At 64.9% G+C, this 19344-nt stretch carries 24 protein-coding genes and 1 pseudogene; 6 read left to right on the top strand and 19 right to left on the bottom strand.

The features are described from left to right. Nucleotides 1-58 precede the first annotated feature (58 nt). The 6 genes from M8445_RS17190 to M8445_RS17165 all read right to left on the bottom strand — a co-directional run bounded on the left by M8445_RS17190 (nucleotide 59) and on the right by M8445_RS17165 (nucleotide 5574). On the bottom strand, nucleotides 59-211 hold the full coding sequence (locus tag M8445_RS17190) for a hypothetical protein (protein WP_273991449.1): 153 nt from the start codon (nucleotides 209-211) through the stop codon (nucleotides 59-61). 17 nt (nucleotides 212-228) lie between these two features. Continuing rightward, on the bottom strand, nucleotides 229-837 hold the full coding sequence (locus M8445_RS17185) for a hypothetical protein (RefSeq protein ID WP_273991448.1): 609 nt from the start codon (nucleotides 835-837) through the stop codon (nucleotides 229-231). Nucleotides 838-903: 66 nt separating this feature from the next. After that, a complete protein-coding gene (locus tag M8445_RS17180) occupies nucleotides 904-1116 on the bottom strand; it encodes a hypothetical protein (RefSeq protein ID WP_273991447.1) in 213 nt (70 codons plus the stop codon). Between the two features lie 71 nt (nucleotides 1117-1187). Beyond that, nucleotides 1188-1829, bottom strand: a complete 642-nt coding sequence (locus M8445_RS17175) for a hypothetical protein (protein ID WP_273991446.1) — start codon at nucleotides 1827-1829, stop codon at nucleotides 1188-1190. Nucleotides 1830-2077: 248 nt separating this feature from the next. Then, nucleotides 2078-4552, bottom strand: a complete 2475-nt coding sequence (locus M8445_RS17170) for a S8 family peptidase (protein ID WP_273991445.1) — start codon at nucleotides 4550-4552, stop codon at nucleotides 2078-2080. Between the two features lie 17 nt (nucleotides 4553-4569). Next, entirely contained in the window at nucleotides 4570-5574 is a 1005-nt protein-coding gene (locus tag M8445_RS17165) for an AAA family ATPase (protein WP_273991444.1), read from the bottom strand. Nucleotides 5575-5840: 266 nt separating this feature from the next. On the opposite strand from M8445_RS17165, the gene M8445_RS17160 reads away from it, so the two are divergent. Continuing rightward, a complete protein-coding gene (locus tag M8445_RS17160; protein WP_273991443.1) occupies nucleotides 5841-6626 on the top strand; it encodes a hypothetical protein in 786 nt (261 codons plus the stop codon). Nucleotides 6627-6680: 54 nt separating this feature from the next. Here M8445_RS17160 and M8445_RS17155 read toward each other — a convergent pair whose 3' ends face one another. Further along, entirely contained in the window at nucleotides 6681-6887 is a 207-nt protein-coding gene (locus tag M8445_RS17155; RefSeq protein ID WP_273991442.1) for a hypothetical protein, read from the bottom strand. A 22-nt stretch (nucleotides 6888-6909) separates the two neighbouring features. Then, nucleotides 6910-9750, bottom strand: a complete 2841-nt coding sequence (locus M8445_RS17150) for a class I SAM-dependent DNA methyltransferase (protein WP_273991441.1) — start codon at nucleotides 9748-9750, stop codon at nucleotides 6910-6912. 84 nt (nucleotides 9751-9834) lie between these two features. Here M8445_RS17150 and M8445_RS17145 point away from each other — a divergent pair, with 84 nt between their 5' ends. Continuing rightward, nucleotides 9835-10053, top strand: a complete 219-nt coding sequence (locus M8445_RS17145) for a hypothetical protein (RefSeq protein ID WP_273991440.1) — start codon at nucleotides 9835-9837, stop codon at nucleotides 10051-10053. Further along, on the top strand, nucleotides 10050-10274 hold the full coding sequence (locus M8445_RS17140; RefSeq protein ID WP_273991439.1) for a hypothetical protein: 225 nt from the start codon (nucleotides 10050-10052) through the stop codon (nucleotides 10272-10274). The genes M8445_RS17145 and M8445_RS17140 overlap by 4 nt, the downstream gene beginning before the upstream one ends. Here the strand turns inward: M8445_RS17140 and M8445_RS17135 are convergent. Together M8445_RS17135 and M8445_RS18360 are read right to left on the bottom strand one after the other, a co-directional pair. Further along, on the bottom strand, nucleotides 10267-11463 hold the full coding sequence (locus M8445_RS17135; RefSeq protein ID WP_420704114.1) for a hypothetical protein: 1197 nt from the start codon (nucleotides 11461-11463) through the stop codon (nucleotides 10267-10269). The genes M8445_RS17140 and M8445_RS17135 overlap by 8 nt on opposite strands. 45 nt (nucleotides 11464-11508) lie before the next feature. Next, nucleotides 11509-11583 (bottom strand): annotated as a pseudogene (locus tag M8445_RS18360) (hypothetical protein); the annotation flags it as partial. A 227-nt stretch (nucleotides 11584-11810) separates the two neighbouring features. Here M8445_RS18360 and M8445_RS17130 point away from each other — a divergent pair. From M8445_RS17130 to M8445_RS17120, 3 genes are all read left to right on the top strand, one after another. Continuing rightward, a complete protein-coding gene (locus M8445_RS17130) occupies nucleotides 11811-12002 on the top strand; it encodes a hypothetical protein (RefSeq protein WP_273991438.1) in 192 nt (63 codons plus the stop codon). A 199-nt stretch (nucleotides 12003-12201) separates the two neighbouring features. Further along, nucleotides 12202-13368, top strand: coding sequence for a type II toxin-antitoxin system prevent-host-death family antitoxin (locus M8445_RS17125; RefSeq protein WP_273991437.1), 1167 nt, complete (start codon nucleotides 12202-12204; stop codon nucleotides 13366-13368). Continuing rightward, nucleotides 13365-14282, top strand: coding sequence for a ParB/RepB/Spo0J family partition protein (locus M8445_RS17120; RefSeq protein ID WP_273991436.1), 918 nt, complete (start codon nucleotides 13365-13367; stop codon nucleotides 14280-14282). The genes M8445_RS17125 and M8445_RS17120 overlap by 4 nt, the downstream gene beginning before the upstream one ends. A 310-nt stretch (nucleotides 14283-14592) precedes the next feature. Here the strand turns inward: M8445_RS17120 and M8445_RS17115 are convergent, their stop codons facing one another. The 9 genes from M8445_RS17115 to M8445_RS17075 form a co-directional block, all read right to left on the bottom strand. After that, nucleotides 14593-15432 carry a hypothetical protein gene (locus tag M8445_RS17115; protein ID WP_273991435.1) on the bottom strand — a complete coding sequence of 280 codons (840 nt, stop codon included), beginning with the start codon at nucleotides 15430-15432 and terminating at the stop codon, nucleotides 14593-14595. A 69-nt stretch (nucleotides 15433-15501) separates the two neighbouring features. Continuing rightward, nucleotides 15502-16290 (bottom strand): M15 family metallopeptidase, encoded by a 789-nt coding sequence (locus tag M8445_RS17110; protein ID WP_273991434.1) that lies wholly within the window; start codon nucleotides 16288-16290, stop codon nucleotides 15502-15504. Continuing rightward, on the bottom strand, nucleotides 16287-16628 hold the full coding sequence (locus M8445_RS17105) for a hypothetical protein (protein ID WP_088248856.1): 342 nt from the start codon (nucleotides 16626-16628) through the stop codon (nucleotides 16287-16289). The genes M8445_RS17110 and M8445_RS17105 overlap by 4 nt, the downstream gene beginning before the upstream one ends. A gap of 4 nt (nucleotides 16629-16632) precedes the next feature. After that, a complete protein-coding gene (locus M8445_RS17100) occupies nucleotides 16633-17010 on the bottom strand; it encodes a hypothetical protein (protein ID WP_273991433.1) in 378 nt (125 codons plus the stop codon). Beyond that, entirely contained in the window at nucleotides 17001-17387 is a 387-nt protein-coding gene (locus tag M8445_RS17095) for a hypothetical protein (RefSeq protein ID WP_273991432.1), read from the bottom strand. The genes M8445_RS17100 and M8445_RS17095 overlap by 10 nt, the downstream gene beginning before the upstream one ends. Before the next feature lie 155 nt (nucleotides 17388-17542). Next, nucleotides 17543-17731 carry a hypothetical protein gene (locus tag M8445_RS17090; protein ID WP_273991431.1) on the bottom strand — a complete coding sequence of 63 codons (189 nt, stop codon included), beginning with the start codon at nucleotides 17729-17731 and terminating at the stop codon, nucleotides 17543-17545. After that, nucleotides 17712-18071 (bottom strand): XkdW family protein, encoded by a 360-nt coding sequence (locus M8445_RS17085; RefSeq protein ID WP_273991430.1) that lies wholly within the window; start codon nucleotides 18069-18071, stop codon nucleotides 17712-17714. Before M8445_RS17085 ends, M8445_RS17090 begins: the two co-directional genes overlap by 20 nt. Continuing rightward, nucleotides 18068-18526, bottom strand: coding sequence for a hypothetical protein (locus tag M8445_RS17080; RefSeq protein WP_273991429.1), 459 nt, complete (start codon nucleotides 18524-18526; stop codon nucleotides 18068-18070). The genes M8445_RS17085 and M8445_RS17080 overlap by 4 nt, the downstream gene beginning before the upstream one ends. Further along, nucleotides 18523-19266, bottom strand: coding sequence for a hypothetical protein (locus M8445_RS17075; RefSeq protein WP_273991428.1), 744 nt, complete (start codon nucleotides 19264-19266; stop codon nucleotides 18523-18525). The genes M8445_RS17080 and M8445_RS17075 overlap by 4 nt, the downstream gene beginning before the upstream one ends. Nucleotides 19267-19344 lie beyond the last annotated feature (78 nt).

Raw genomic sequence — 19344 nt, 5'->3', positions numbered from 1 at the left:
CAATCTCGCCCGCTCGTGTGGCACGCACCCCAGCTCCAGTGCCGGACGCGGCCTCCCCTCAGCAGCCCAGGCAGGGGTCGAACAGCTGAACGCTGATGCACTCCGGGCAGACCTGAAGGGTATGGCCCGTGCCGGACACGCCCAGCGCCGCTAGCAGCAGCGTGGCGCCCACCAGGAAGGCTCGGGTCGAACGGGTCAGGGTCGCGGTCATGCCCCTGGCGTACCCGCTCAGCGCCGCAGGTCCAGCTGCCACTGCGCCGGCCCGATGCCCGCCGTTCCGGTCACCCGGCTCGGTGTCACATGCGCCTTGATCGTGCCCAGCCCCACGCCCTGGTCATTCACCAGCGTGCCGGACAGGTACGTGCCCCCGCTCTCCGGCGTGACCTGCCCGTCCAGGCGGAATCGCCCCGCGGTCGGACTGGTCAGGGTGACCTGCTTGGGGCTGCTGAGCAGGTCCAGTTCCAGGGTCAGGTCGGCGCTGCCCAGTGGGCTGCTCCCCAGGCCCCGGTAGGTGCCGCTGGTCAGGGCTCCCGCCACGGCCGCCGCGCCACCCCCCTGCCCGAGCTGGCCCTGCAGGAATGGCAGGACGTAGAACGCCCCGCCCAGGATCACCACGGCCACCGCCAGACTGCCCAGCGCGCCGCCCGTCTTGGCGGCTGCGGGCGCAGCTGGCGTGGCGGCTGGGATGCTAGCGGCTGGCCGAAGGAACGCGCGGCGCATCGCGGCCTTCTCGATGGCGTGGCGGATCTCGTTGATGACCAGCAGGACCGCAAGGCCGATCAGGCCGTACAGCATCTGGTAGGGGTGGTCCTGCACGAAGCGCGCGGCGTCCGTCATGTGGGCAGGCTATACGCGCCGCGGCCCGCGCCCACGCTCATCTGCGCGCCGCCCCCACTGGGGGCGTTAGTCCTCAGTGGGCCAGTCCTCCGGGCAGGGCTGCACGAACTCGACGTCCAGCCAGTACTCCGCCTCGTTCACGTTGGAGCCGTGCGCAAACCGGTCGTCGCGCCACGCTGCCCAGGCCTCGGCCCGCAGGTTCTTGTCGCAGCTCAGGCGGTCGGCCAGCGCTACGCGAACGTCCAGATCCAGCGCGTTGGCGTCCTCCCCCTGATCCACGCGCCACGCGGCGTCCAGCAGGTCTGCGATCTACGATGGAGGTTAGGTCTCGGACGTCCCTGCCGCTCACCCTACGCTGCTGGTAAGCCAGCCGTCCTGACATGCAGGAAGACAGCGACCCCGAAGATGAGAAACGCAGCGAGAGCGACTACCATGATCCACTTCACCGCTTGATGCTGTTTTCTCACGCGCTTTTCAACCGCGACCAAATTAATACCCACCGCGGCGGGCACCAGCTGATTCGCCTGCTGAAGCTGTGTGCGCCGCTTGGTGGCCGCTTTGAGCAGGGACTCACCGGTTTTCATGTCGATCTGGATGAGATCAGCATAGTGCCCGGCTACGAAGGTGAGCGTGGCTAGGGCCACCCCCAGGCCAACGAGCAACTCGTACGGCTGTCCTTCGGTGACGGCGTACAGGAGCAGAGCGGGCAGCAGTGCCAGGTACGTGCCCCGGCGAAGGCCGAACCGAGCCCAGAATTGATCGACGCGCATCGCCTGAGTCTTCAGGTATTCCGCCGCAGTTTCCGCTGCTACCACATCGAATCCAGGGTCGTTCGCCAGTCTGTCCACCACTCTGCTGAACTGCTCTCCTTGAGCCTGCACACTTTTGCCATTCAGGGCGCCCTGTTGTGCGAGGCCAAGGGCCAGCATGGCGTGGTTGCTGCTGTTGTGAAGCTGGACCTCGGGAATGTCGGCTGGTGCGGTCGTGGTCACGCCGTCACACTAGCAGTGGGTCACGATGAGCGGTGACTCATATGAGCGCTCTCGTCACTCCCAGGCGTTGCCGTATGTCCCATCAATCTGGTCAAACGCCGCCGCGCTGGCGGTAGCGAAGCTCGTCCGCGTTAAGATGCAGCGCCACCTGATCCAGCGGCACCTCCGCGTCCACCAGACTGTCCGTCAGGGCCTACGCGCCGTCCACGCTGTGCATCTCACCCATCAGACTGGAGCTGCGTAATGGCTCAGTTCTCAATCTCAACAGGCACTGTCAAGGCTGTGGCAATAGGTGTGTAGATATCGATATCGGTCTCAGGCGCCCGCAGGCTCACCATCAGGGAATAGCGGGCATCCCTGTCCCAGTACTCTGGAGTGCCGCCGCGTTTTTCTCTCCACCAGCCACTTACTGGATAAATCAGAATAGACTCACAGCGCTGTAGCGACGCAATATCGCCTCGCCAACGGTCAGAATGCAGCGACCCCGATGTTCGGAGCTTAGGTCCCAGTTCCCAATATTCGTTTCCGGCATCCCGGATGCCTGCGCCTTCATCAGGAAGGCTTTCGTGTTGTATTCGAGCCTTGAAGGTCTCCTCGGTTTCCAGGGGACCTTTCACCGCAAACCGCAAGCCATGGGATGCGTAGCGGAAACGTTGGATGAATCCACGCTCGCTGGGGTTGGGTTCGATGAAGTAGGAGAGCGTGACACGCAACTCCATCTCTATTCCCTCTAAAGCAGTGAGATCCAGGCTGGACCACGGAAACCGGTGAATATTCATCTGGTTGGTCTTCGTTCGCCCATCCTCAAACTTGAAAGGGCGAAGGGAGTCCTGGATGACCATGGTCAGATCGTTGCTGGCACTCTGGAGCGCACGGTCGAGATTCGGAACACCATAGCCGTACCGCCGCAAGAGCAGGCGGTTACCGGATAGAGGAGGATGGACTCGGTGGCCCTTCATCGCATCGGTCCAGTCTGCTGAGTGGACCAGCATCCCGCGTACAGTTTCTGGCCAATAATGAGGATTCGCCGACGCCAAGCGAGCCGCCATCTGAGACGCGAGAGCTGCGGCGGCGCTGGTATCTCCAAATTCCCGGAACTGAGCCGTAGGTAAATCAAAGTCTGTCGTCAGCAGCCGCACGTCCGAATGCGGCGCGTGGGCAGCCATCGCCGCGTTAGCAATCAGATTCCCGCCCTCAAGGACTACATCAGGCTTTATGGGCCACTGCTCATGCCACGACTGCGAGGTGCTGCTGGTAGGAGAGAGATCGCCGAACGGTGCTACAAGAGACCAGTGGGCGTATCTAGCGTCAACCACGTTGGTTCTCTCGGTATAGGCGCCAACAGTCAGCGCATTCCAGGCCTGCGCTGGGCTATGCACCTGAGAGAGATCTGCAAAATCGAGATAATTCCCCAAAACATCCTTTGTCGTTGGCTGAGAATTACCCGCGGACACCACGATGAGGCGCTGCGGTTCATCATCTGCGCCACTAGCAAGCTGGTCAATGGCTGCGGACCAAGCCGTCGGGCGGCCTCCCTTGGCGTCATCAATGGCCGTGACCGCAAGACAGGTGACGCGCCAGTGCTCAGGATTAATGGCCTCCATCTGCAGGACAGCGTCCTGCGTAATCCGGCCGTAGAGATGCTTTGGATTGGCCCCAGCTGGAGGCAGAATTTTCACTGACTCCAACACATGGTTATGCTGCATGTGCGTGGTGGCTTTCAGAAAACCTTCGAGATCGCCGTGTAGTGCCAAACCAGCCATAGCTGTGCCGTGGCCCTCGTATCTCGCCATGTCGTCCGGACCCCAGGCTGGGTGCCAAGCGTCCCAGTGCTTAGGGTCGAGATAAGGTGCGATCAGCGGGTGGCTCCGATTGACACCGCTGTCCAGAATCAATACAGAACTCCGGACCATCGGATCTGGAGGCAGTAGCCGTTGAGCAGCTTCATCACTCCATTCCACCTGCTCGTCGTTGCGCATATTGATGAACGCGCTGGGTGTGTCCAGGGCAAGCCGCACTTCAGTCATCATCAGGGAGTTGACGAAGATCCGACTCAGCGTATCCATAGTGCCTTCAACAAGAAGAATTTCTCGATCAGGGAACGTCAGGGTGGTGCTTGAAACATTGAGTTCAGCCCGCCGTGCCAATTCAGTGAACTCCTCACGGGTATCTCGACGAATCCAGATTTCCCACCAGATTGATTCGTTCGGTGGCGGCAGCCTACTCCGATCCCCGACGAAGATGGAGAGCAGAGCAGCGTGGCGGATGCCTTCGATATTGGTGATCAACGGCGCGTTCTGTGGGTTTCCGCCTCTTGTCTCCTTGTCGCGATAGTCGGTAATTTTTTGAGTCAGCCTCGGAATCCAGGCGTCGGTGATCGCCACTGTGGCGCGAACGGTTCCAGTTCCGTCATCTTGATGTACCGAGGCGAGGTTCATACCTGGCCGTTTGGAATCCAGGCTTTTGAGGAGATCCTTGGCGGCGTCCCTGGACGCGAACTCAAAGTCAAGGTATGTCCCCTGTAGGCCAACCTGCATGGCTGGGTCGCGCTGGCCTAAAGAGGCTTTCACAGCTTGTGTCAGCGCAGCTTCCAACCGGGCGGCATGGCGTGCTCGGTCTCGCTCAACTGGTTCCGGTCCGCCTCCACCGCGACGCGAGAACGGAAGGGGTTTGCCTACTCGTTCGAGGTAGACGTGCTGGCGGTCGCGGGGAGTGTCTGACATGTGTTTTCGACGGCATTCTAGCGACCTGAAGGATTTTGTCGTGCAAGTTTCCGTTCTTCGATCGCTTCCAGAAGATCCTTCGTCGAAATCTTCATGCGACTGCTCAGCACCGCACTCTTAGCGGCTTCATCGGCTGCACGGGTAATTTCCGCGTGACTAAGGCCGTCAGCAGCCTCAACAGCTGAGGTCCAGGAGAATCGGCCGGGAGCAAACCTCGCGAGTCGGACTTTCAAAATACGCTCGGCGACCTTCGCATCTGGCAGCCCGTATTCGATCACATCATCAAATCGTCGGAATAGGGCTGGATCCAGCAGCTCCGGGTGATTGGTGGCTGCCATGATCAGGCTGGTGGATTCATCCTTTTCCAGGAACTGCAAGAACGAGTTGAGGACACGACGGATCTCGCCTACATCGTTCCCGCTGCTCCGTCTGGCACCAATTGCATCAAATTCATCGAAGAAGTACACGCCGCGCATGGAGGCCATGGCCTCAAACACCGTGCGGAGTTTGGAAGCAGTCTCGCCCATGAATTTTGTGATGATGCCCTCTAGCAGGATGGTCATGAGTGGCAGGGAAAGCTCACCAGCCAAGGCGTGCGCCGTCATCGTCTTGCCGCTTCCAGGCGGACCGATCATCAGGATTTTCCGTCGCGGAGACAGGCCGTGCGACCGCAGTTGGTCCTGCTGAGCGTATTCATGAACGATGCGAGCCAACCTGCGATCGGCTGATTCCTCGACGACCAGATCCTTCAGACGTTGCCGTGGATGCGATACTGAGAGCAGCGTCGCTAGGTCGCCTTTTGGTGGCGTGGGCTGGAAGGCAATCGGTAATGGTGTTTCGGGTTTAGGCAGTCCGTCGCGGGCCCGTGCCTGATCAATCAATTTACGCAGCTCTATGGCGACATTACTATGGCCTGATCTCGCTTCCCGGGCAGCTACCTGCAGGACGACCGACAGGAATGCATCGTCGTCTCCAGAAATGTGGCTCTTAACGAGCGCGAGAACGTGATTGGCCGTACTCATAATGCCTCCAGGGCTAGGGATCTACGCGTCACCCGTGGGTTAAGCATACGGGCTGGGTACAGGGTCGGTGTCCCAAAGCTGTGAAGTGGCCTTGAGATCCCCACTCAACCTAGCGCGAGGCGTCTGACTGTCCTCGCACACTGCTTGCCACAGACGTCGTTAAATTGCCTCCGAACCACGTGCTGTCGCGGGTTTTCCCTAGGAGTCGCAGGCTCCACCCCCATTCGGCTTAGGTCTCCTCTGCACCCTACCCACTAGGAGTACCCATGACCCAGTACCTCGGTCTGCACATCCACGATGGCGACGCCCACAGCGGCCTCATCCCCGAACTCCGCGTCACCGTCACCGGCAAGGATTGCGAGCAGGTGCGCCAGCGCCTCCAGCAGGGCGCCGCCCTCTCCCTGCTCGAATACGACCGGCAGGAGCTGCCCCGCCCCGAAGGTCAGTACCGGAGTGCGGACGACCTGCCCGCCGAGATCCTCGTGGACTTCCCGAACCCCGAAACCGAACTGATCGAACCGGCCGACGTGAACACTTACAGCCTGCACATCGAGCAGCTTGTCCAGGCGAGCGGCCTGAGCGACAGCGAGATTGCCCGGCGCATGGGCACCAGCCCCGCCGCCGTGGGCCGCCTGCAGGACCCCTTCTACTTCGGGCAGACCCTCGCCACCGTGGAGAAACTCCAGCGCACGCTCGACAAGGCGACCCTGGGCGAACGCCAGCGCGGCCTGTTCGACGAGCTGGGCCGCCTGGCCCTCGCGGTCGTACCCGCCGAGGATCGCAAGCGGGCCGGGCCCGTCAACCAGTGGGGACGGACGCCGGTGCAGTTCAGCGCCGTGGCGCACGACGGCCGCGCCGTTCACTTCCACAACCGCCTGTACGACGTGACCTACCAGGGCGTGCTCAGTGCCGTCGTGCACGTCAGGGGCGTGGATGACGACGGCCGCCCCACCATCATCAGTGGCCCGATGGACTCGTTCCAGTGGCGCGCGACGTACCTGGGCTTCCAGCCTGCCGAACCCCAGCGCGACAGCCGCCACCTCCCCGCCTGAACATCAGGCAATGAAACGGCCCGCCCGTAGATCCCGGTGCGGGCCGCCCTGCGTTCATCGCTGCAGCCACGCCTGCAGGTCATTCCAGCCGCCACTGCCGTACGCCTCCGGCCCTCCCCCACGTAGCTGCCGCCATTGCCACGTACCGCCCTCGCGGGTCATGCTGCCCATCTCTCCGGACTGCATGGGCGCGTGGTACAGGGTGCGTTCCTGCGTGCTCTGTGGGTCGGACGGAAGGGGGCGGCCAGGGGTGAATGTCATCGGGGCAGGGTACGCCCCACTCTCAGGACGCGTGCCCTGCCCGCTCCAAGTTCAGCGCCAGCAGCCGCGCGAGCACCTCGTCCTCGCTCAGCGGCCACTCCCAGCCATATGCGGCGGCCACTGCCTGGTCCAGATCCGCGTGGGCCTTCACGAGTGCCGTCACCGGGTGCGTCGCGTCCGGCTCGGCCCGAAGGCGGACCACGTCGTTGTACAGGCCCGTCAGCGTCGCCTTCGCGTCCTGCGCCAGCAGGTGCTCCCGCATCGTCACCACATACCGTGCCCACTTCTCGATCTCAGCGCGCTGCTCATCGGTCGGATTAGGAAAGGGGAATGTTTCGAAGCAGGTTGAGGGCGTATAGCGAGGGCGATCCTCCAATGCCGTTCCCTGTTTCAAAGCCCAGAAGCGATGAATGGTCGAGGCCAGCACTCCAAACGTGAAGTCGTCATCCCGAGCAATCGCGACTACCGCACTGTCAGGCAGTGTTTCTCCATCAACCCACACAGGTATAAGGTGTTTCGCGACTCTCGCTATGCCGATAAACCGTTTGAGGGGCGCAACGGCGGTTTTCAGTGCGCTTCCCGTCTCTCCAAGCCGCCACCACAAGCGGCGACGAACCTCACGTGCATTGTTCTGCCGTTCGGGCTTGACCTTTTCCAGCACGTACTGGAAAGGAGCGACGAAGCGTGCTGCCTCGACTTCATCCATGATGTCGAAATCAACAATCCACTTTCCGGACCGGCGCCGCGTCAGGTCCATGCCGTTCACCCACGGGCGCACCACGTTCCTGTTGTCCACTCCATCGGGATTCGGCTCGTTCCTCCATCGGGCGCCCACCTCGGCAGCAACCTCAAACGGGCCAATTTTGACCGGCCCCTGGAACGACAGCCCTCGATTCTCGGCGAGCACCACTGCGCGAGTCACATCAGCGTGTGCGGTGAGGTCGGGGTTGATGTCCGCAACGGGTTGCCCGGCCAGCACTTTGACCTGCTCGCTGCCGCCGTCGAAGGCGAACAGGCTCACGCGGACCGCCGCCCCGTCCTGCAGCCATGGTTCATCCGGCCACGCCATGAACAGGTCCCCACTCGCTTTGATGCGTTCCAGGACCACGCGGTTCTTCCCACCCCGGATACTGTTCGTGGTGACGAAACCCGCCCGGCGCGTAATGCCCGCCTCCACCATGGCGCGGGCCTTCTCCGGCCAGTAGCACACGAGGTCGCTCTGCCCGGGCAGTCGGTCCCCGTACACCTTACGAATCGCCTCGGTGATTTCGGCGCCCAGGCGGTCGCGCATCACCTTGTCACCCAGGAACGGTGGGTTACCCGTGATGTATGTCGCGGCTGGCCAATCCGCCTCGGTTCCGTCCTCGTTCAGCAGCGCATCCCGGTTCTCGATGTTCTCCAGCTGCTGCAGCACGGGCACCTGGTAGTACCCGCCGTGTGTGTGGTTCCACTGGATGTACCCGATCCACAGCGTCACGCTCGCCAGCTCCGCTGCGAACCCCTCAATCTCGATGCCCAGCATCTGGCGTGGGTGAACGATGGGAGGCAGGTCGAAGCTGCCCACGCCGTACAGGCCCGCCTCAGCGAGCACCAGCGCCTCCAGATCCATCAGGCGTTTCAGTGCGACGTACAGGAAGTTCCCACTCCCGCAAGCCGGGTCGAGGACACGCACGGCCCCCAGGTGCGCCTGGAAGTCCGTGACGAGCTTCGCTGCGGCGAGCCGGGCTTTCTCGCGGGTGCTCGCTGCTTTACGGGCAGAGCCGTCCTTCTCCTGTTGAGCTGCCTGGGCCTCTGCCGTGGTGACCAGCGCGCGCGCTTCCTCGCGCACGGCGTCCCACTGCCGCAGCAGGTCCACCATCACGACTGGTTCCACGATCCGCTCGATGTCCTGCACGCCCGTGAAGTGCGCGCCGCGCTTCCCACGCACCTCCGCTTCCAGACTGCTCTCGAACAGCCCCCCGAAGATCGCGGGTTCCACCTGCGACCAGTCCAGCTTCGCCGCCTCGAGCAGGGCCGTCGCGTCCTCGACGGTCAACGGAAAGGCGGGGCGGGCGTCGAACAGGCCACCGTTGAAGTGCGTGACGTCATGCCCCCAGAATTCCCCGCCGGTCGCCATGGCCGCGAACAGCTCAGTCAGGTATGACTCGCTCTGCGCGGGTTTCGTGACGCTACGTTCCAGCACCGCCGTCAGCAGGCGGTCCTTCAGCAGGCCGATGTCCTCGGCGAACATGGCGAACACGACGCGCAGCATGAAGTGCGCCACGGCCGGGCGGTCGTGACCACGTTTCACCATGGCGCGGGCGACCGCGCCGACCTGCCCGGTCGCTTCGGTGGTCATGCGCTCGCGGGTCAGGCGGGGGTCCAGTTCGGCGGGGGCGTGGAACACGAACCGCAGGACGTCCAGGGCGCGCAGGCTAGTGCCTTCGAGCACCTGGTTGTGCTCGATGTCGTCGAGGGTGATACGGAAGGTGCGGGGCATCGTGCCGTTGAACAGGGTGTGGACGCGGATCTCCACGAAGTCCGTCACGACGATCAGGGGCGGGCTGCCTAGGTCGTACGCGTACAGCATGGCCTGCGCGAGGGCCTCGCCGAGCTTCTTCGCACGGGCGCCCGCCGTTTTCTGGGCGCGCTTCGCTTCCCAGATAAAGTGGCCCGGCAGGTACACGTCGGCCTTCCCGAAGTCCGTGGTGCCGACCTTGCTCACCCCGGCCTGGAAGGTCAGGCCGTGTGGCGCGCCGGCCTGACCTGGGATAGGACCGCCAACGAGGCGGGCGACGTCGGCGTAGTGCTCCTGGTACGCCTGTTCCTCGGTGACCTCGAAGGCCCGCTTGCGCCACTTGGCCGTGAATTCCTGGGGTTGCATCAAGGCGCAGTATGCGTCAGGGCCACTCGTGCGGGTAGCGCATGTGGGACGGCGTGCGCGGCTGGTCCGGGTAGGCTGTGAGGCATGACGATGGATCGCGTGCGAGTCGGTGTGCTGCTCTACCTGCTGCTGATCTGCCTGGCGAGCGTTACTGCTTGCCTGTACCTGCTGTGGCAGATGGGCACGCAGCCGGAGACGCGCGGCCCGGAATGGGTCCTCCTCGCCTTCGGAGTGATCTGGGGCGCCGGGGTGCTGATCTACGTCCCGCGCCTGCTCCGGCCAGCAGCAGGGGAGGCCGTATGAACGAACCTGCGCAGCCAGGCGTTTACGTCACCGTCACGCACGTCGACACCGGAGAAGTCGTCCGTCACCTCGGCCCCTACGACACCGCTGCCGCCGCACGAACAGCCGCCGGCGAGCAAGCAGGCCAACCACTCACCTGGACCCGCGACCCGGAAACTTGGCGAGCAGAGAAGTACCCGCTCGCGTACCACGTCCCCGCCGATACCACTGCTCTCAGTTGAGATGCCCGACTTCAATACCCTTCGGCGATCCACCCGAGGTCGTCTGTCGGTCCGGCCTGACAGCTGCCCGGGCTAGTCCACCGAAAGCTGCCACCCATCTCGGCAGCATGTCATCCCGTAAAACGACATGCTTACCTTCGCGTATGTCTTGAAGCCGTTGCCGCTGGCGGCAGGCTAGGCACTTACTGATGAAGTACCCACGCCGCGCGTCTTGAGGCTTGAAGTACTCCACCATAGGGTAGAAAACCCTGAAGTTCTCAATGTAGCCCCGACTGTCCAGGCAGATGATCGGTTGCTGACACTTCCAGCATCGGCGAGCGATGAGGGTCTCCCCCGCCCACTCCGATATGCGCTGCCCAGCCCCTGGCCAGTATTGATGGAGGTACTGGCAGACGGCCCGCAGGACAGGTGCATGCTGTTCCAGATCGGCAGCGTACCAAGTGGGAAATGGTTCACTCAGCCAAGGTCCGAACACCGACCGCTGCTCTGCCAGATGTACCTCTCTCTGCCGCAAGCGCTCCTCCTCCTCTCTGGCTGCGCGTTCTGCCTGCTCTCGTACGGCAATGATCCGATTCTGTTCGGCCAGCAGAGCTGCCTGCGCCTGCTGCTCGCGCTTGGCCGCGCATTCCGGACACCACCAAGGGCTCAAGAACGAAATGCCCTCCTGTCGACTCCGAAAAAGCTTGTTGATTAGGCGGCCTGGAACGGCATAGCCATTCACACGAACATCCAAGGTGCATGCCAGTGCAATTCGTTCTTTAAGTCGTTGGGCGAGCTGCATACGTGTCACTCTGAGACTTTCCCGAATATCGGCTTCCTCATCGCCCGTCAGCAGGGAGTCCACGACTGGTTGAAGTACATAGGGGTCGCGGGCCGTTGCGTCAGCTTGTAATTCCAGCCAGGGGACAGTCAAATTCGCCGCTTTAACCGTGTCCACCCTGTGACTGACGTACACCTCAAATCCGACGCTGACAACGCCTTCATTGAGAGCTGCGACATCCAAGCGATACGTGCCCAGCACCCGCTCAGCTTCCGCTATCTCAAAGGGCGGCAATTCCCACGGTTCATCTTGCGTGACTTCACAGGCGAGACGCTGACATACGCGGCGAATCATGAATGGCCGCTCCCGAAGGGTCAGGGCTTCGAGGAGGCGCATCTTCGCGGCGATATGCAGCACACTCTCGCCCACGCAGGAGCTTCCAGACTGGTGGGAGAAGTGAGCTACAACGGTGCGGCCCTGTCGGAGATGTTCGCGTCGGTGAGAGACAGGCTCATGGCACTCCAGACAGAAGAACGCCCCTCGCCCCATCACCAGGGCGGGGTCTACGAGAGCGCCCTGAGCATCAGCGGCGTATGGGACGGCGCGGGGCATGAGCCAGCATACACAGGCATGGGAATCCCGGCTGGCCAGCAGCACAAAGGCTCCTCCCGCCAGCTCTCGGGCCACAGAAAGGATCGGGAGGGCAGGACGGGATCACTTGATAGCCGCCTATCCATCCGCTGTTGACGAACTCGCCGTCTAAGATGGATTTTCAGATGACACAGTTACCCATCAAGGAGCTTTGGCTTGTGGTTGTCCGCTCCTCGCCGGACACGCCTGAAATCTGCTATTCCGAGCCGGTGCCATACAACACGGCCCGGACGATGCTCGAAGAGGCCCAAAGGGTTGACAAGATCGAGAAGGTCAATGACACCTATCGCTTGGTGCGCGCGGCCGACTGGAAGTAAAAAAGGCCCCCTGCCTCACGCCACAGCGCGGGCAGGGGGCCGCATGTTAAGCGCAACGCGTCGAAGAGGCAGGCCGGGTCATGCTCCGTCGCCGACAGGGCTGGGAGGTTAGGTCACGGTGACCTAGCCAGATGCGCCCGGTCCCGGAGCAACTGTCAGTTTGACAATCATTTGGTAAACCTTTTACCATCCGGGCAACATGACCCATAAAAAGCGGTTCTCGGACGAACCGCCACCCAACCCTGTCCCACTGCGTGACATCCGTGCCCAATTACCCGACCTGCTCGACTACGTGGCGGCCACGCAGCACAGCGTCACCATCAGCAACTACGGCACCCCCGTGGCGCGCCTTGTCCCCCTCAGTGACCTACCCCCAAACCAGCCCACCCGGTCCATTGCAATGCGCAGATTCCGCGATGAACTCACCGCCACGCTCTGGGATCTGAACACGCACCGCGAGCCGTACCAGATCACCCACTACACCGCCCCGATCGCCGCTCTGATCCCCATCGACCCACCAGACCGCCAGGAGAGCCCCATGACCAGCCCCGCACTTCGCATCGCCATCTGGAACGAGTCCGGCGGCAGCGGAAAAACGACGATCGCCGTTGAAATCGGCTACCTCCTCGCGCAGCGCACCAATCCCGTCACCGGCGATCGCAACCGCGTCCTGCTGATCGACACCGACCCGCAGGGCAGCCTGACCCGCCGCCTGGGCCTCATGGACGATCCCACCAGCCCAGCCCACCGGATCAGTTCCACCGTCGGCAACTACCTGAACGACCCCGAAGAAACACCGCCCACCCCGATGACCGCGACGAACTTTCCGGAGCTGCAGGTCATTCCCTCCAACAACAAGCTCAGCAAGATCGACGCCACGCTCCTGATGAACGACGAGGACATCGGCAACCTCCGCAAGATGCTCGATCAGTTCGAAGGGCGGTTCGACATCATCCTGATCGACACGCCTCCCTCGCGCGGCGGCCTCGCCCGCGCGGCCCTCAGCGCCGTCGATCACATCCTCATCCCGGTCAACAGCTCCATGAAGAGCATCGAGAACTTCAACCACGTCCTAGAAGTCGTCGCGCAGTGCCGGCGCTTCAGCCCGAAACTGAAAGTCAGCGCGTTCGTCGTCACGTCCTTCAACAAGGCCGTCAACCACGACCGCGAGGTACTTCAGATCCTGAATGAGCACTACGTAGAACTGGCGCCCACCACATCACCGATCACGAACCGGAAGGCCGTCTTTAACGACGCCATGATCAGCCGCACGGTCGTCCCGTGCTGGAAGCCTAAAGATCCGGCCGTGAGGGAACTCAACCAGGTTACCGACGAGCTGCTCGGCTTCATGGGAGTAGGCGCGTGAGCGGCAAGCCAAAGCGGCCGAACATGCTGAGCGCCGTGGGGAACGTGGCCGTCATGGCCCAGACCAACGCCGGTACTGACGCCCGCATGGTGCAGGTGTCGACGATCTCGGTCATCCCCAGGCACAACCCGCGGTACAGCCGGGTCAACGACACGCCGGACGCCCCCGAGGACGATCTGGCAGACCTGCTCCCCAGCATCCGCAGTCAGGGCGTCCTCTCGCCCCTGCTCCTGCGTCCCAACTCCAACGCTGCGCCCGGACACTACGAGCTGGTTGCCGGGCACCGGCGCCTGCGCGCAGCCATCCTGGCCGGGCTCACGCAAGTCCCCGTGTACATCCGCGACATCCCTGACAGCGACCTCCTGAAAGTCGCCATCACCGAGAACAATGCCCGTCAAAAACCCGATCAGTACCTCAACGATCTCGCGGTGCTCGAGCAGATCAGCGCGACGTCGGGCGTGCCCCTGGAGCAGGTTCCCAGCTTCCTGAACCGCCTCAGAAACGGCACCGAGGAAGACACCCACCGCGTCGGCGAGACTCTGGCGAGCATGGGCCTCGGCGCCCTCGAAACCTGGGCACGCACCCGCTCCCGCATCCTGCTGCTCGAACAGGACGAAGTGGCGGCCGTCCGCGCCGGTCAGCTGTCGCTCAAGGCGAGCCTGCAGCTCACCTACATGAAAGATCACCCGAAGCGTCCAGAGGTGCTGAGGCAGGCCGTTGAATGCGCGTGGGGGGCAGACCAACTCAGGGCACACATCCAGACCCTCACGAAGCCCAGCCGCGCCCCCACCACGCCCTCACTGGATGACCTAAAGAGGCGGCTCACTCCGGAACGCCTGGACGAGCTGGGGGCGGCCAAACGTCAGCAGGTCGAGCGCCAGCTCGTCAAGCTCATGGCCCTGCTCGACTCCTGATCACGCTGCCCGGGAGGGCAATGCCCACAATCCAGGCACTGGTGTCCATCAAAAGCCTGAGCCCCAGCGTTTAGGTCACCGTGACCTAGAATCGTCGGACTCAACCGTTAGGTACCGGAAACGGCGCAAGTTGTCCGGCACTGATCAGGCTTCTCGACTCCTGATCACGCTGCCCGGGAGGGCAATGCACACGATCCAGGCACTGGTGTCCATCAGGAAAGCCTGAGTCCCAGCAGTTAGGTCACCGTGACCTAGAATCGCCGGACTCAACCGTTAGGTACCGGAAACGGCGCAAGTTGTCCGGCACTGATCAGACTGGGCGGGCCTGATCAGTGCCGGACAACGCGTCCTGCACCACGGTGAGCACCTGTTCCTGGTCCTCCGCGCTCAGGTACGCGCGGCCGTCCGCGAGATCCGCGATCACTGGCGCCAGCTCGACCGCGAGTTCCGACACCTGCGCGGCCGTCAACTCCTCGGGCAGCGACTCCGCGAGGACCTGGCGCAGGCTGGCCAGCACGGCCGGCGCCAGCGCCCGCTCCGGCGTCACCACCTGATCAGGCAATCCGCCCATCAGGCCCAGCGGGGCGCGCGCCGCTTCCGCCGCCTGGAAGGCCGAGGCGGGCGGCGCAGCGGGTTCACCCTCGCCCTGCCCCGCAGGCAGGGTTGCAGGCCCCGTGCTGCCCGCCGCGCCGGTCGGCCAGATCCACCCCAGGACCGTGCGCGCCCCGTCCCGTCCGGCGATCGCCACCACGCCCGCCAGCACCCCGTTCAGCAACGCGGTCGGCAGGTCCGCCAGGGTTAACGGTGCGCCGCCGGGCAGCAGGCCTGCCGCGCAGCTCAGCGCCACGCTGCCCCCCATCCCGATCAGGAACGCCAGTGTCCACCAGCGCCACGGCTGCCAGTTCAGCGGCGGCTCCCGCCTCGCCGCGTTCCGCTTCCACGTCTCCACCAGCCCGAACACCACCAGGCCCAGCGCCACCGGGTTCCCCGCCATCATCCGCAGCCACCCCAGCGGGTCCGCGCCCAGGTCCGGTACGACCGGCTGCGCGAACGCGTACCCGCACGCCAGCAGGAACAGCGCCAGCAGCCAGCGCGCCTGCGCGTCGACGAGCCGCACGGTTCCAGCCATCCACTTCAGTCCTCGTTTCATGTCACCCTCCCAGGGGTCGAAAGCAGGCGGCCACCCCGCGCTGGAGGTGGCCGCCCTGGTCGGTGAGGTTCAGCGCTCGGCAATCCAGATCCGGGCGGGGTCGGTCGCGTTGACGACCGTGCCGCCCGGCAGCGTGGTCCGCTGCCCGGCCACGTCACGCCAGCCGCCCGCGCCGTCCGGCACGAGGACGATGGGTGCGCGCGGGGCGGGCTTCACCACCGACACCGGAGCGGGTGCGGGTTTGGGCTTCGGGGCGCTGCCCTCCCCGCGCGCCATGGCGTCCCGCCACGCGGGCTGCGGCACGCCCGGCAGGGGGTCGGTCCACTGCAGGTGCATGCCGTCTTCGTACGGGTCGCTCCACAGGCCACCCCACTCCCAGCCGCATTCCTGGAATACCCGGATCACGTCCCGGTCGATCTGCTGCTGCGCGAGCGGCACCCCGTACGCGTTCCACGCCGCGTCGAAATCCAGGGCCGCGCCGAACGCATGCACGCTCAGCGGGCGGGCGCGGCTGTGCCCCATGTGCCGGAACGCGGCCGCCCCGTTGAACGTCCGCAGCCGCCCGGCCAGCCCGCGCCGGTTCACTTCCGCCCACGTGGCGATCAGGGGCACGGCCACCAGGCGGTGGACCGTCACCCCACTCACCGCCTTCCCGGCCAGCAGCGGCCAGTGCGGGAGTTTCTCGATGGGGATGGTCGTGAGGTTCTCCCGCGCCCACGCCGGGCTGGGCGTGAACCACGCGCCCCCCTGCGGGCTGGGGCCCGCACCGGGGCCCTCCGGGTTGCCGTACGTGGCGATCAGCGCGGCCGTCGTCGCGCCGCCCGGTCGAGCGGCGATCAGTGCTTTCCAGTCGGTCATGGTGCTCCTCTGCCCATGCGCGTCAGCAGTTCCTGCGCGCGGGTCTGAATCCAGTCCAGGGGGAACTGCCCACTCACCACGTCCCGCAGGAAGTCCAGCAACGTGCGCCGGTCCGCGCGCAGTTCCTCCAGCTCGCTTTCTACCTTCTCCAGGCGCTCGTTGGTGCTTCGGAGGTCCGCTTTCATTTCCTGCAGGTCCCGGCGCACCCGGTCGTTCTCCGACACGAGGCGCGTCCAGGCGCTGTCTTTGCTCTTGCCGAAGTACGTCCACAGCCCGGTCAGGGCGACGGTGGCGGCCGTGGCCCACCCGAGGAGTTTGCCGATCAGTTCCAGATCCACGTGTTCACCCGTTCCCGCTGGCCGCCGCAACGGCCTTGAGGTCTACGCTCGTCCACTGCGCGTGCAGGGCCAGCACCGCGCACAGCACCGTCACCGGGTTCCACCCGGCGGCGAGGTACGCGGCCAGCGCGACTGTGACCAGCCAGATCACGCTCAACTGGCACAGCAGCATGCCTACGCGCGCCCGTCGCGTCCGGGCGAGCGGGAAGCCCGTCACGCCCAGCAGGGCGGGCCACACCCACATCGGGATGTGCAGCCCGCCCCAGATCTCCAGCGGCCATAGGCTGGCCTTCTCGACCGGCACGGCGAGGTACGCCGCCAGGGCGATCAGCGCGTGCCCGAGGAGCACCTGCGTGCGGTACGGGCGGAGCATCACCACCATGCCGGCACCCCCCGGAGGGGCGCGTCCACCCAGACGTTCGGAGCGGGACGGTCCTGGATCTGCGCGCCGGGGAACACCCACCAGTCGATGCGGCGCGGGTACCCGGCGCCCAGGCGGAAGTACCCGATTGGCGGGATGCGCCCACCATTCCTGGTGATGATCCGCGCGAGCCGCTGCTCGTTCGGTGGGCAGGTGGCGGGCAGCTCGATGCGGACCTGGTACTGCCCGAGATTGCTGCGCAGCCCGGTCAGGCGCGCACCGACCGCGCAGCTGGGCGGGTCGGGGGGAAGTTTGCGGGCCAGGACGGCCGCGGCGACCGACACGGCCAGCAGGGCCGCGCAGACGAGAAGAAGAAGGGCCAGTGGCCTGCGTCGCATGGTGATCACCTCGTGCCCGGCAGTGAATGAAACGCGCCCCAGGCCGGGAGGCTGGAGCGCGTGAGCGTGAGCGGGTGGATTTAGAAGGTCGGTGCAGCGCGAGCGGCCAGCGCCTCGAACTGCGCGGTGCTCCAGTCGTCGGGCAGCTCAATCACTTACGCACCAGAGTCCAGCGGCGTCTCCGCGACGGCCGCCGTCTCTACTACCGCTTCCTGGGCGGGTTGCAGCGCCGCCGGGTCGTCTGTCCACCCGCAGTTGCCGCACCGCCAGTACGCGAGGTGTTCGCCGGTTTTCACGCACCGGCTGGCGCAGTTCGGGCAGCGTTTAGGCAGGATCGGGGGCATTGCGCAGTTCCTCCATGTACGTGAGTAGTTCCCGAATCTCGGCCTGCACGTCCAGCGCGTCCGCGACGTTTCCCGTCGCGCGCGCCCGTGTGAACAGCCGGTACCGCTCGTCCAGCATCAACTGACACTCCCGCAGGTCACGCCGGGCCGCGTCCCGCACCCTCGCAGCCGGCAGGGCCGTCACCAGCTGCGCCTCCGTGGGCTGCTCGCCCGGCAGGCCCCAGTGGGTGACACGCGATCCGGTGCCGTCGTCGCTCAGCGCGATGTCCTCGGGCCACCGGGCCGCTGGGTACAGGTACCGAAAGGCGAGCAGCCGCTCCTCGTGCGTCATGCCGCTCATCGGATGCGGTCCAGCGTGAGTTCCGCACTGGTCACGCTCACTGTCGGCTGAGTGGCGTGATCGGCGTAGACGAACAGGCAGATCGTCTCGCCCTGCGCGAAATACTCGACGCGCTGATTGATGACGCCCTGGCGACTGGGGCTGGACGTACCCCAGAAAAACGAGGCGCTATCCCACTCACCCCGGTCGATGCCCAGGCCGATGCTGGCCCCGGCGGGCATCACCCCGTCCGCCACGCGCACCTTCCCCTCCAGTCGGTACAGGCCGGTCTGGGGGATCACGTAGTGGCTACTCGCGTCGCTGAAACCCCCATGGGTGTCCACGGCTGCCCGCACCATCAGCCGCGCGAACGTCTGCGACGCGACCACCTGCCCGGCCGTCAGGCGGGCCACCATGACCGGCCAGGACGCCACCGATTCTGCCGCCGGCAGCGGGGCGGCCGGAATGAGCCTCACGATTCCCGCCAGTAGTCCACGCGGACTGCGCTGTTCGCCTCGACCGTGATGCGCAGCGCCGTGAGTTGCGCGTCCCGCAGGTCGTCCAGGCCGCCGCCCTCGCCCACCAGGGGCGTGTCCGTGGTGTTGCCCAGCCCGAACCGTGCCTGCCCGGCGACGACGCGCAGCAGTGCCCGGTTGGCACCCGCCGGGATGGTCAGCGCCTGCTCAGCGCCCGGTGCGAGCACTTGCGGGGGGTAGGTGTTGGTCACGGCGGGGTGTTGGACGCGCAGGCCGTCGCCCTGCGCCTGCGTGGCGAGGATGTAGCTGTTCCCGTTCGCGGCCTGCCCGTGCGTGTCGATGTTTGCCAGCAGCGCCCGGAGGTTCTCCAACTTCGCCAGACTCGCGTCGTCCTTCACGCCCAGGGCAGCCAGCAGGCCCTCCAGGCCGTCCGTTTGTCCACCGAGCGTGGTCAGCAGACTTTCCACCTGATCGAGATACGTGGCCTGCGTGCTCAGCAGGCCTTCGAGGTTGTCGGTGCTGCCCAGCAGGGCGGCCAGGGCCGTGATGCCATCCCGCACCTGCTGCAGCGTGGCCTCACGCGCGGCGTTCGGGTCGCTGCCTGCGCCGCCGATCAGGGCGACGGGCAGGGGATTGCCCGGCCCGACCGCCTCCGCGTTGTCACCGTCCCGCGCCGTGTACAGCAGCGCCTTGAAGCCCTCGGCGCGCAGGAACGATTTCAGCGATTGAATCAGGTTCATCGAATCTCCTCTCCGGCTGCAAGGGAAGGCCCCCACCGCGCCGGACGACGGTGGGGGCCACGAGCTGGTGCGCGACGG

This window comes from Deinococcus aquaticus (genome assembly GCF_028622095.1).
GTDB lineage: Bacteria > Deinococcota > Deinococci > Deinococcales > Deinococcaceae > Deinococcus > Deinococcus aquaticus.
Note: the sequence above shows the minus strand (reverse complement) of the source record. Positions and strands in the feature narration are given on the sequence as shown.

What these genes read in the sequence shown, in the direction of transcription:
- M8445_RS17185 (WP_273991448.1), bottom strand. Translation starts at nt 837, where the DNA reads ATGACGGACGCCGCGCGCTTCGTGCAGGACCACCCCTACCAGATGCTG.
- M8445_RS17140 (WP_273991439.1), top strand. Translation starts at nt 10,050, where the DNA reads ATGAACGAACCTGCGCAGCCAGGCGTTTACGTCACCGTCACGCACGTC.
- M8445_RS17170 (WP_273991445.1), bottom strand. Translation starts at nt 4,552, where the DNA reads ATGTCAGACACTCCCCGCGACCGCCAGCACGTCTACCTCGAACGAGTA.
- M8445_RS17155 (WP_273991442.1), bottom strand. Translation starts at nt 6,887, where the DNA reads ATGACATTCACCCCTGGCCGCCCCCTTCCGTCCGACCCACAGAGCACG.
- M8445_RS17090 (WP_273991431.1), bottom strand. Translation starts at nt 17,731, where the DNA reads ATGCCCCCGATCCTGCCTAAACGCTGCCCGAACTGCGCCAGCCGGTGC.
- M8445_RS17095 (WP_273991432.1), bottom strand. Translation starts at nt 17,387, where the DNA reads ATGCGACGCAGGCCACTGGCCCTTCTTCTTCTCGTCTGCGCGGCCCTG.
- M8445_RS17165 (WP_273991444.1), bottom strand. Translation starts at nt 5,574, where the DNA reads ATGAGTACGGCCAATCACGTTCTCGCGCTCGTTAAGAGCCACATTTCT.
- M8445_RS17145 (WP_273991440.1), top strand. Translation starts at nt 9,835, where the DNA reads ATGACGATGGATCGCGTGCGAGTCGGTGTGCTGCTCTACCTGCTGCTG.
- M8445_RS17115 (WP_273991435.1), bottom strand. Translation starts at nt 15,432, where the DNA reads ATGAAACGAGGACTGAAGTGGATGGCTGGAACCGTGCGGCTCGTCGAC.
- M8445_RS17075 (WP_273991428.1), bottom strand. Translation starts at nt 19,266, where the DNA reads ATGAACCTGATTCAATCGCTGAAATCGTTCCTGCGCGCCGAGGGCTTC.
- M8445_RS17125 (WP_273991437.1), top strand. Translation starts at nt 12,202, where the DNA reads ATGACCCATAAAAAGCGGTTCTCGGACGAACCGCCACCCAACCCTGTC.
- M8445_RS17085 (WP_273991430.1), bottom strand. Translation starts at nt 18,071, where the DNA reads ATGAGCGGCATGACGCACGAGGAGCGGCTGCTCGCCTTTCGGTACCTG.
- M8445_RS17100 (WP_273991433.1), bottom strand. Translation starts at nt 17,010, where the DNA reads ATGGTGGTGATGCTCCGCCCGTACCGCACGCAGGTGCTCCTCGGGCAC.
- M8445_RS17160 (WP_273991443.1), top strand. Translation starts at nt 5,841, where the DNA reads ATGACCCAGTACCTCGGTCTGCACATCCACGATGGCGACGCCCACAGC.
- M8445_RS17130 (WP_273991438.1), top strand. Translation starts at nt 11,811, where the DNA reads ATGACACAGTTACCCATCAAGGAGCTTTGGCTTGTGGTTGTCCGCTCC.
- M8445_RS17110 (WP_273991434.1), bottom strand. Translation starts at nt 16,290, where the DNA reads ATGACCGACTGGAAAGCACTGATCGCCGCTCGACCGGGCGGCGCGACG.
- M8445_RS17190 (WP_273991449.1), bottom strand. Translation starts at nt 211, where the DNA reads ATGACCGCGACCCTGACCCGTTCGACCCGAGCCTTCCTGGTGGGCGCC.
- M8445_RS17150 (WP_273991441.1), bottom strand. Translation starts at nt 9,750, where the DNA reads ATGCAACCCCAGGAATTCACGGCCAAGTGGCGCAAGCGGGCCTTCGAG.